The 10,652-nt window shown below is 62.9% G+C and carries 9 protein-coding genes; 6 read left to right on the forward strand and 3 right to left on the reverse strand.

Annotated elements, in window-relative coordinates:
* Positions 1–302: 302 nt before the first annotated feature.
* From YA0848_RS20270 to YA0848_RS20290, 5 genes are all read left to right on the forward strand, one after another.
* The gene (locus YA0848_RS20270; RefSeq protein WP_040268583.1) at positions 303–2,816 is read left to right on the forward strand and encodes a TonB-dependent receptor; all 2,514 of its coding nucleotides are present in this window, start codon (positions 303–305) and stop codon (positions 2,814–2,816) included.
* A 130-nt stretch (positions 2,817–2,946) separates the two neighbouring features.
* Positions 2,947–4,812: a phytase gene (locus YA0848_RS20275; RefSeq protein ID WP_169868710.1), complete on the forward strand. Its 1,866-nt coding sequence runs from the start codon at positions 2,947–2,949 to the stop codon at positions 4,810–4,812.
* A 52-nt stretch (positions 4,813–4,864) separates the two neighbouring features.
* Complete coding sequence (tolQ, locus tag YA0848_RS20280) at positions 4,865–5,557, forward strand: protein TolQ (RefSeq protein ID WP_034098384.1); 693 nt, start codon at positions 4,865–4,867, stop codon at positions 5,555–5,557.
* A gap of 14 nt (positions 5,558–5,571) precedes the next feature.
* Entirely contained in the window at positions 5,572–6,018 is a 447-nt protein-coding gene (gene tolR, locus YA0848_RS20285) for a protein TolR (RefSeq protein WP_169903135.1), read from the forward strand.
* The gene (locus tag YA0848_RS20290) at positions 6,015–6,785 is read left to right on the forward strand and encodes an energy transducer TonB (RefSeq protein WP_040268579.1); all 771 of its coding nucleotides are present in this window, start codon (positions 6,015–6,017) and stop codon (positions 6,783–6,785) included. The genes tolR and YA0848_RS20290 overlap by 4 nt, the downstream gene beginning before the upstream one ends.
* A gap of 680 nt (positions 6,786–7,465) precedes the next feature.
* On the opposite strand, the gene YA0848_RS20295 is transcribed toward YA0848_RS20290, so the two are convergent.
* The 3 genes from YA0848_RS20295 to YA0848_RS20305 all read right to left on the reverse strand — a co-directional run bounded on the left by YA0848_RS20295 (position 7,466) and on the right by YA0848_RS20305 (position 9,442).
* Complete coding sequence (locus YA0848_RS20295) at positions 7,466–8,011, reverse strand: acyl-CoA thioesterase (RefSeq protein WP_169903134.1); 546 nt, start codon at positions 8,009–8,011, stop codon at positions 7,466–7,468.
* A gap of 175 nt (positions 8,012–8,186) precedes the next feature.
* Positions 8,187–8,573, reverse strand: coding sequence for a hypothetical protein (locus YA0848_RS20300; protein ID WP_169903133.1), 387 nt, complete (start codon positions 8,571–8,573; stop codon positions 8,187–8,189).
* Positions 8,574–8,719: 146 nt separating this feature from the next.
* The gene (locus tag YA0848_RS20305; RefSeq protein ID WP_034114006.1) at positions 8,720–9,442 is read right to left on the reverse strand and encodes a pirin family protein; all 723 of its coding nucleotides are present in this window, start codon (positions 9,440–9,442) and stop codon (positions 8,720–8,722) included.
* Positions 9,443–9,622: 180 nt separating this feature from the next.
* On the opposite strand from YA0848_RS20305, the gene YA0848_RS20310 reads away from it, so the two are divergent.
* Positions 9,623–10,573: a GlxA family transcriptional regulator gene (locus YA0848_RS20310; RefSeq protein WP_034098372.1), complete on the forward strand. Its 951-nt coding sequence runs from the start codon at positions 9,623–9,625 to the stop codon at positions 10,571–10,573.
* Positions 10,574–10,652: the final 79 nt, after the last annotated feature.

The raw sequence follows: 10,652 nt of genomic DNA on the forward strand, positions 1-10,652 counted from the left end.
GCAAGCCTGCTCACCACAACAACCTCATTTTCTCCTGCTATGTAGATACCTATGCCCTTCATGGCGGTGGGATAGCTGGCATATCTGTTGGCTGCTAGACAGCCATCGGGGGCAAGCCCCCTCCCACAGGGGAGATTTGCAGGTCATATCAGCTCATTTCATCTCAGCACATGGCTGAAAGCCGCGGTTTACAGGGCTTTACGCCGATCGCTGTCACAGAACCGTCATCCCCCACCCCTAGCGTGCCCTCCCAGTTGCCGGGCCTTTTGCCTGGCGTCGAACGGATTCTTGGGGAGGATTGCATGTACAAGCGCACCGGGCTCGTCAGCTTCACGCTTACCGCCTTGGCCCTGGCGATAGCCAGCGAGCGGCTCTATGCGGCCGACGCGGCCACCACCGAGCATGTCGACGTGGTCGGCCAGGCCGCCGCGATCAGCCAGGCGCTCAAGGAGCAGCGCAGCGCCGACAGCATCAAGAGCGTGGTGCATGCCGACGGCGTGGCGCAGTTGCCGGATGAGAACGTCGCCGAAGCGGCGCAACGTCTGCCGGGCATCAGTGTGGAACGCGACCAGGGCGAAGGGCGTTTCGTCAGCGTGCGCGGCCTGGGCCCGGACCTCAATAGCGTGACCATCAACGGCACCCTGGTGCCCGCCCCGGAAAGCGCACGCCGCGCCGTGGCCCTGGACGTGTTGCCGTCGGAGCTGGTGCAGTCACTGTCGGTGATCAAGACCCTCACCCCGGACATGGACGCCAACTCCCTGGGCGGCACCGTCGATGTGCAAAGCCTGTCGGCCTTCGATCACAAAGGCCTGTTCTACACCGGCAGCAGCGAAGCCAGCTACGACAAGAACACTCGCCAGACCAGCCCCAAATTCTCCGGGGCCGCCAGTAACCGCTTCAGCCTCGGCGATGGTATCGACAACTTCGGCGTGGCCGCGGCGCTGAGCTGGCAGAAGCGCGACTTCGGCTCGGACAACGTCGAGACCGGCGGCGCCTGGGACTTCACCGACGGTGCCAGGCTCAACGAGTTCGAACAGCGCGACTACGACATCAGCCGCGAACGCGCCGGCGGTGGCCTGAACTTCGACTACAAACCCGATGACCTGAGCAGCTACTACCTGCGCACCCTGTACAGCCGCTACACGGACACCGAGACCCGCAACTCCACCAGCCTGGAATTCGCCGACCCGCAGGCACCCGGCCAGTTGGGCGAGGCCGAGGGCAAGCGCAAGCTTAAGAACCGCGAAGAGACCCAGGAGATTCAGTCCTACGTGTTCGGCGGCGAACGCATGCTCGGCCTGTGGACCCTCAGTGGCCAGGCCGGTTACAGCCAGTCCAGCGAAGACAGCCCCGCGCATATTGCCGGCGCCACCTTCGACGGCGGTGACTTCGCCAACAGCGGTTTCTATGACAAAGACAAACCGCGCCCGATCATCGGCAGCGCCTTCTACGACCCGGCCAACTTCACCCTCGACAAAGTCGACTGGGAAAAACAGAACACCAAAGACACCGAGAAAAACCTGCGCCTGGACCTGGCCCGCGACTACGACCTGAGCGGCTATGCGTCCCAGGTCAAATTCGGCGGCAAGGTCAGCCGGCGCAACAAGGACAACGACCTGGAAGCCTGGGTCTACAAGGATTTCGACAGCCTGGGCTTCACCGACCAGCAGCTCAGCCTGACGCAATTTCAAAAAGGCAACGTCGACTATCGCCTGGGCAACTACGGCCCTGGCATCAGCGCCAGCGGCATCAAGCAGTTGATCGGCGGCCTCAACCGTGCGGACTTCTATGACGAGACCGAATCCCGGGTCAACGACTTCACTATGCGTGAAGACATCAACGCCGGTTACCTGATGAACACGATCGATATCGACGACTGGCGCTTTATCGCCGGCCTGCGCTACGAAGGCACCGAGTTCGAAGCCAAGGGCACCGGCGCCACCGACGGTCAGTTCACCGCCACCGACACCCGGCGCCGCTACCACCATTGGCTGCCGGGCCTGCACGCGCGCTATCAGATCGACAAGAACACCCAGGTGCGTGCAGCCTGGACCAAATCCGTGGTGCGCCCGACCTTCGGCCAACTGGCGCCGGGTTTTGTGATCGACGATGACGAGGCCACCTTCGGCAACCCGGACCTCAAGCCGTTGGAATCGAGCAACCTGGACCTGGGCATCGAGCATTTCATGGGGCGTGCCGGCACCGTCTCGGCGTTTGTGTTCTACAAGGACATCCAGAATTTCGTCTACAACACCGACCTGGCCGGTACCGGGGCCTGGACCAACTTCGCCGAGGCCCACACCTACGCCAATGGCGACAGCGCCAAGCTGTATGGCCTGGAGCTGGCTTACTCGCAGAAATTCGATTGGCTGCCGGCGCCGTGGAATGGCCTGCTGGTGGGCGCCAACAGCACATTCAGCCGCTCCAGCGCGGACATCGAAGGCTTCGACGCTGCCAGTGGCACTCACCGCAAGCGCAACATCAGCCTGCCCAGCCAGTCGGACACCGTCGGCAACCTGATGCTTGGTTGGGAAGACGACAAGCTCAGCCTGCGCCTGTCGGCCAACTACAAATCGGCCTACCTGTATGAGCTGGCGTCGATCAACGACAAGGCCCATGACCTGCATGTGGACGCGCAGACTTTCGTCGACTTCAGCGCGCGCTATTCACTGAGCAAGAACCTGCAAGTCAGCTTCGAGGCCCAGAACCTTACCGATGAGTCGTACTTCGTCTACACCGGCCACCGCAGCTACAACGGCCAGTACGAAGAGTACGGCCCCACCTACAAAGTGGGCCTGACCTTCACGCATTTCTAACTCACTCAATTCCAATGTGGGAGGGGGCTTGCCCCCGATGAGGGCCTGGCAATTGACGCATCAGTAGCTGACCCACTGAAGCCCCCCAAGCCCACAGCGTTCTGCATTTTTCCGAAGGATTTGTTCGTTCATGAGAATTTCCAAGCTGTACCTGCTGATCGCCCTGGCCACCAGCGGCCCCGTCTTCGCCGCCGATCTGGCCCTGACGCCCTGGGGCCCCAGCCTGAGGGCCGAAGCCGTGGCCATCCTGCCCGACGGTCAGACGCGCCTCACCGCCAGCCCGCGTGACGGTCTGCAATTGCTCGACAGCAAGGGCGCCGAACTGGCGCGTTTCAACGGTCACTTCAGCAGCCTCGATACACGCGCCACTGGCCCCCACGCAGTGGTCGCCAGCCTCGACAACGACCGCCAGCAGGCACTGCTGATCAACCTCGATACCGCCGCTAAAACCTGGGGCCAGCCGCTGTACCTGCCGCCCCGCGACTTTCCGGTAAACGGTCTGTGCCTGTACCGCGACGCGGCGGCCAACCTGTTTGTGTTCCTGGTCGGGGAGGAGGGCAAGGGCGAGCAATGGCTGGTAGGCAATGGCTCGACGCTGCTCGCTGAAGCCCGCCGTGTGCGTGGGGTGCCGTTGCCGCCGTCGGCGCAGTTCTGCCAGGTGGACGACGCCACGCAGCAACTGGTGGTGAACGAAGAAAACGTCGGCTGGTGGGCCTACCCGGCGCATCCCGAAGCCGCGGTGAAACGCACGCCGGTGGCGCTGTTCGATGATTCCAAGCGTGAAGCCGGGGCCATGGCGCTGGTACCGGGGGGGATGGTCGCCCTGGACCCGAAAACCGCGCAGTTGCACCTGTTTCAGTCCTCCGGCGCGCGCTGGGTAGAGCAACCGAGCCTGGGTCTGCCCGGCCTCAAGGAGCCGGAGCAACTGGCAATCAACGGTCGGCAATTGCTGGTACGCGACGACGACAGCGGCCAACTGTACCAAGGTACCCTCGACTGGCAGGCCAAACCCGTGCCGGTCGCGCCGGTGCTGCCGGAGGTCGCCGCGCTGCGCCAGAGCGAGCCGGTGGGGCGTCAGGGCGACGCGGCGGATGACCCGGCGATCTGGGTTCACCCAGAGCACCCTGGGCAGAGCCGCGTGCTCGGCACCAACAAAAAACAGGGCCTGCTGGCCTACGACCTTGATGGCAAGCTGCTGCAAGAGCTGGCGGTGGGGCGCTTGAACAACGTCGACGTGCGCCCGCGTTTCAAGCTTGGCCAGCAGACGGTGGACCTGGCCGTGGCAAGCAATCGCGATCGCAACAGCCTGAGCCTGTTCAGCATCGACCGGCAGACCGGCGAGTTGCGCGAGGCTGGTGAAGTGCCGACGCCGCTCAAGGAGATCTACGGCATGTGCCTGTTCCAGCCCGCCGGCGGCGACATTTATGCGATCGCCAACGGCAAGGACGGCACCTTCCTGCAATACCGCCTCAGCGCCCCGGACGGGCGCGTGCAGGGTGAGCTCGTGCGCCAGTTCAAGGTCGACAGCCAGCCTGAAGGCTGCGTCGCCGACGACCAGCGCCAGCGCTTGTTTATCGGCGAAGAAGACGTGGGCGTGTGGGCGGTGGATGCCCGTGCCGATCAACCGGCGACGCTAACCAGCGTGATCAAGGTCGGCGAACAATTGCACGCGGACGTCGAGGGCCTGGCGCTGTACCAGAGTGCGCAGCATGACTACCTGGTGATCTCCAGCCAGGGCAATGACAGCTACCTGGTGCTGGATGCCGAGCCGCCGTTCGCCAGTCGCGGGGCCTTCCGGGTCGGCCTGAACGCCGCTGCCGGTATCGACGGCGCATCGGAAACCGATGGCCTGGAAGTCACCGCCGTCAACCTCGGCGGGCCGTGGAACCAAGGCCTGCTGGTGGTGCAGGACGGGCGCAAACGCATGCCTGAGCAAACCCAGAACTTCAAGTTCGTGCCCTGGGCCGATGTGACCCGCACGTTGAAGTTGCCTTGAGCTGTCATGACTTTTTAATCACTGCACGTTAAACGGATAGAGGACATTCACCATGCACGCGACGATGGAACATATGACGATCTGGGGCTTGATCAGCGACGCCAGCCTGTTGGTCAAGGCGGTGATGGTCACTTTGCTGCTGGCCTCGTTGTGCAGCTGGTACCTGATTATTCAGCGCGGCACGGTGCTGCGGCGTCTGGAGCGGCAGTTGAACGGCTTTGTGCAACGCTTTCGTGCGGCGCCGGATTTGCACGGGCTGTACCGCGACACCCTGCAGGCGGGCGAGGGTGGAGTGGCGCCGATCTTCATCGCCGGGGTCCAGGAATACCAGCACCTGCATAGCCATGATCCGGCGGTGCTCGAAGGGGTGGAGCGGGCCTTGCAGGTGGCGATCACCGCGCAGGAAATCGAGCTGGAAAAAGGTTTGCAGTTCCTTGCCACCGTGGGTTCGGTTAGCCCGTATATCGGTTTGTTCGGCACCGTGTGGGGCATCATGAATTCGTTCCTCGGCTTGTCCCAGGTGCAACAGGCCACATTGTCCACGGTGGCGCCGGGGATCGCTGAAGCGTTGATCGCCACGGCCATCGGCCTGTTTGCGGCGATACCGGCGGTGATTGCGTATAACCGCTTTTCGGCGCGCAGCCAGACCTTGCTCACCCGCTATTACGCCTTTGGCAACGAGCTGCAAGTGCGGTTGCATCGCACCCTGCGCGGTACGCCGATCAACCTGGCCGCGGCCGCCTGAGCAGGAGTACTCCCATGTTAGTCAGGCCACAACGCAAGCACGGGCCCAAGGCCGAAATGAACGTGGTGCCATATATCGACGTGATGCTAGTGCTGCTGGTGATCTTTATGGTCACCGCGCCGATGCTGACCCAGGGCGTGAAGATCGAACTGCCCAAGGTTGCCGCCGAGGCGCTGGCCACCGACACCCGCCAGCAAATCCTGACCTTGTCGGTGCAGGCCGACGGCGGTTACTACTGGAACCTCGGCGAGGAACTGGACACCCAGCACCAGACCGACAGCGCGGTGAGCCTGGAAGAAATGGGCGCCAAGGTCGCGCAGGTGGTGGCGGCGCGCAGCGACACCCAGGTGTATATCCGCGCCGATGACAATGCCGGGTATGGCCGCGTGGTGGCTGCCATGGCGGTGTTGCAAAAGGGCGGTGTCAGCAAGCTGGGGCTGGTGACCGAGGCCCCGCAATGACGGCGATGATCATGCACAGTCCCACCTTGCCGATGGCCTCCGCGGCGCCTTCGGGCTTTTGGCGCAACAGCCTGGCCGCCGGTTTGGCGGTGGCCTTGCATGTGATTGTGCTGGCGCTGTTGATGCTGGGCTGGGCGCCACAACCGCCCACGCCGGAGGCCCCGAGCGTGATGCACACCCAACTGGTGATGCTGCCCCCGGCGCCGGTCCCAGTGCCGGCCCCCGAACCGGTTGCGGTGACGCCGCCAGCGCCGGAACCGGTGGTACTGCCAACGCCGGTCAAACCCGCAGTCGATCCTCGTGTGCAGGCACAAAAGCTTGAAAAAGCCGCCCTGGCGCGCAAGCGTGTCGAAGAAAAGAAAGCAGAGCAGCAACAACAGCAGCGCCTGGCCAGCGAACAGCGCGAGCGTGAACAGGAACAGCAACGCCAGGCCCAACAACGCCAGGCCGCCGAAACAGCCCGCGCCGCCACCCCTGCGCCGGCTCCGGCTTTCGACAGCCGCCAATACATGCCATTGAGCAAGGAAGCCCCGGAATACCCCGAACGGGCCCTGGACAAAAACATCGAAGGCGACTGCTCGGTGGAATACACCGTCAACCCCCAGGGCCGCGTGGAAAATCCCAAAGTACTGGACGGCTGCCACCCGTTGTTTATCCGCCCATCGTTGGCGGCTGCCAACACCTTCCGCTACCAGCCGAGGATCGTTGATGGCAAGGCCGTGGCCGTGCCGGCGGTGCGCAATACCTTTCACTACCGCATCAAATGACCGACCGGGCCTTGCGCCAGTCCTAAGACCAGCGGTAACCCAAGGTGGGAGGGGGCTTGGCCCCGATGGCGGTGGGTCAGCAACCCAGGTATCGACTGAGCAGGCCCCATCGGGGGGCAAGCCCCCTCCACAGGTTTGACGTCGTTGAGTTGAGCACACTGGTCCCCGGCTCGGTCGCCCGGTTTTACATCCATCCAAAGGCCAGCGGTAACCAGGGTGGGAGGGGGCTTGCCCCCGATAGCAGTGGGTCAGCAACACAGGTATCGACTGAGCAGGCCCCATCGGGGGCAAGCCCCTCCCACAGGTTTGACGGCGTTGACTTGAGCACAGTGGTCCCCGGCTCGGTCGCCAGGGTTTACACCCATCCAAAAGCCAGTGGTAACCAAGGTGGGAGGGGGCTTGCCCCCGATAGCAGTGGGTCAGCAACACAGGTATCGACTGAGCAGGCCCCATCGGGGGCAAGCCCCCTCCCACAGGTTTGACAGGCGTTGACTTGAGCACAGTGGCCCCCGGCTCGGTCGCCCGGTTTTACATCCATCCAAAGGCCAGCGGTAACCAAGGTGGGAGGGGGCTTGCCCCCGATAGCGGTGGGTCAGCAACACAGGTATCGACTGAGCAGGCCCCATCGGGGGCAAGCCCCCTCCCACAGTTTTGACGGCGTTCCTGTCACGAAAATATGCCTAGTCGATTTGCTCTTCAGTACGCAGTTGCGCACTCATCTCGTCGCAGCTGTGTGCCCAGTCCTGCAGCCACTGCGGCATCGGTGGCGAAGCTTCTTCCAGCCCCAGTTCCCGAACAAACTCACTCGGCGGCAAGGTGCCTTTGGCCGAGCGGAATAGCCCGCGCATTACCACCACCCCAACCACGCGGCCGCGACTGACGAAACGATGTTCCATCAGGCTCCACTTATGGTCCCAGCCGAGCATGCGGGTGTGCACTTCGAACGCTTCGAACAGTTTCAATTCGCGACGGAATTTGCCCCAGGTATCGCCCACGATCGGCAATGCCTTATGCCGCAGGGCGACGCGAAAGGCGCCGGTGCGTAGCACGAAGTCCATGCGCGCTACGTCCGCCAGGGTGAAATAACGACCATTGGTGACATGCCGGTTGATGTCCAGGTCCAGAGGCCAGACGCGCATCCGCACCACCGTGGTGGCCAGGCCATGGGCAGGTGTGCGCCACGGGCGACGGCACAGCATATACAGCAAGCGAAACCACAGATTCATCAGTCCATCCGAGCCTTGATCAAAAGCGGCACTTTAATAAGCAGACGAGGGCTGGGGTAGGTCCGCAAATGACTGATTTCAGGCAAATCGTGCAATTGGGTGAATTGAGCGCAACTCCAGACGAAAAAAACCGGCTGATCAGGCCGGTTTGGGGTGCCTCGCAAACAGCGAGGGGTTAAGCGTGGTTGTCCAGCAAACGATCCGCACCGCCTTCGGCCAGAGCACGTTCCTGCAAACGATCCGCACCGCCTTCAGCCAGAGCGCGTTCCTGCAAACGATCCGCACCACCTTCGGCCAGAGCGCGTTCCTGCAAGCGATCCGCACCACCTTCGGCCAGAGCGCGTTCCTGCAAGCGATCCGCACCGCCTTCGGCCAGAGCGCGTTCCTGCAAGCGATCCGCGCCGCCTTCAGCCAGGCCACGTTCCTGTAAACGGTCGGCGCCACCTTCGGCGACACGGTTTTCCATCAGGCGATCGGCGCCGCCTTCGGCCACCACGGGGTGAGCGAATGCGTTGGCAGCGAGTACCGAGAAAGCAAGGCTAAGCAAGAGTTGGCGTTTCATGAGAGTGTGCTCCGAGTCATTAAGTTGGGGTGTTGCTGTGTATGGGTTGGATGTTACGCGTTGCTTTTTTTAAGAGAACTTCATTGGGCTGATGGTGACTATCGACGCCAGCGATGGCCCGGTTTTCCGGGCCACCGCGCGGTCGGTCATGGCATCTGTGGCAGTTCCTGAGGGCGCAGGTCGAACACCAACACCTCGGCGTCCTCGCCCTGGCTCAGGCGAATCTGGCGCTCATCCCGCACCCGGGCGCCGTCGCCTTCTTCCAGGCGCTGGCCGTTGACCTCAACGCTGCCGCGAGCCACATGGATGTACACATGCCGCGCCGGTGGCAGGTCCAGCGTCGCGGTTTCCTCGGCGTTGAACAGCCCGGCGTAGACCCGTGCGTCCTGGCGCACGCTGAGGGAACCGTCGGCGCCGTCCGGCGAGATGATCAACTGCAAGCGTCCGCGTTTCTGCGCTTCGCTGAAGTGCTCTTGCTGATAGCGCGGCTCTGCGCCGGCCACCGAGGGCACGATCCAGATTTGCAGGAAGTGCACGCCTCGAGTCTGGCTGTGGTTGAACTCGCTGTGGGCCACGCCGCTGCCGGCGCTCATCAGTTGCACATCGCCGGGGCGGATCACCGAGCCGGTGCCCAAGGTGTCCTTGTGCTCCAGGGCGCCTTCGAGCACATAGGAGAAAATCTCCATATCGCGGTGCGGGTGCTGGCCGAAGCCTTTGCCGGCGGCGACGCGGTCATCGTTGATCACCAGCAGGTCGGAAAAACCCTGCTCGGCGGGGTTCCAGTAGTTGGCGAACGAGAAGGTGTGGAACGACTTCAACCAACCATGATTGGCGGCGCCGCGTTCGGATGCTTTGCGTAGGGTCAGCATGGTCTTTGTCCTCAAGTGAGCGCGGTCTGCGACATGCAGTGCGCTGGCGTTGAGGAGAAGGTTACTGGTTGTCTTTTAATTCATTAAGAAGATGAAAACTGAATAACTGTCCACTTGCGGTTGACAGTTGCGAGCGTGCAATAATGAGCGCCGCCTTCTTCTCTATGGACCCTCCGCACAATGAAAACCGTGGCCATGGCGCTGTTCCCGGACTTCCTCCTGCTCGACATGGCCGGGCCGCTCGAAGTGTTCTCTATTGCCAATCGCTACCTGCCCCCTGCGCAGCATTATCGAATCCTCACCCTGGGCACCGAGCCTGGCCCGTTGCGCGCCTCCAATGGGGTGATGGTGCAGGCCGACCTGTTGCTGGAGCAGGCCCTGGACGCTTATGACCTGTTGCTGGTGCCCGGCGGCCCTGGCGCCTACAACGAGTGCCACCCGGCGTTGCTGCCGTGGCTCAGGGCGGCGGTGCCACGGGCGCGGCGCTTCGGTTCGATCTGCACCGGTGCCTTTGTGCTGGGCTACGCCGGGCTGCTGGACGGTCATCGCGTCACCACTCACTGGCACTACACCGAGCGACTGATCAAGGCGTTCCCCAAGGCTATCGTGGAGACCGATCGCATCTACTTGCAGGACGGGCGCCTGATCACTTCCGGCGGGGTCACCGCGGGCATCGACCTGGCGTTGTCGGTGGTGGCTCAGGACCACGGCAAACAGGTGGCGGTGGAAGTGGCCAAGGTGCTGCTGGTGGTGATGAAGCGTCAGGGCGGCCAGGCTCAGTTCAGCCCGATGACCTCGGCCGTGGCGCCCCAGGAAACCCCGATCACCCGAGTGCAGAACCATGTTCTGGCCAATCTTGAACAGTCCTTCACCGTCGAATCCATGGCCGCTCTGGTTGATATGAGCGCGCGCCACTTTGCGCGGTTGTTCGCCAAGGATGTGCAGATGACGCCCATGGCCTTTCTGCAAGGTGCGCGCATCGACCGCGCGCGGCACTTATTGGAAACCACCGAGCTGCCGCTCAAGACCGTGGCGTTCCACGCCGGTTTCGGCAGCGTGCGGCATATGCGCTTTCTCTTCAGTGAAAAACTCGGCCTGACCCCGACCCAGTACCGACAACAGTTCAGTTAACGACACCATGTCCGTCTAGCGCACCGGATTGTCCGTATCGCTCCCTGTGCCAGCATTGTCCTGTCATCGCCAACTGGCA

Origin of the sequence: Pseudomonas sp. S4_EA_1b, assembly GCF_016307435.1 — a bacterium.
Taxonomy (GTDB): Bacteria; Pseudomonadota; Gammaproteobacteria; order Pseudomonadales; family Pseudomonadaceae; genus Aquipseudomonas; species Aquipseudomonas rhodesiae.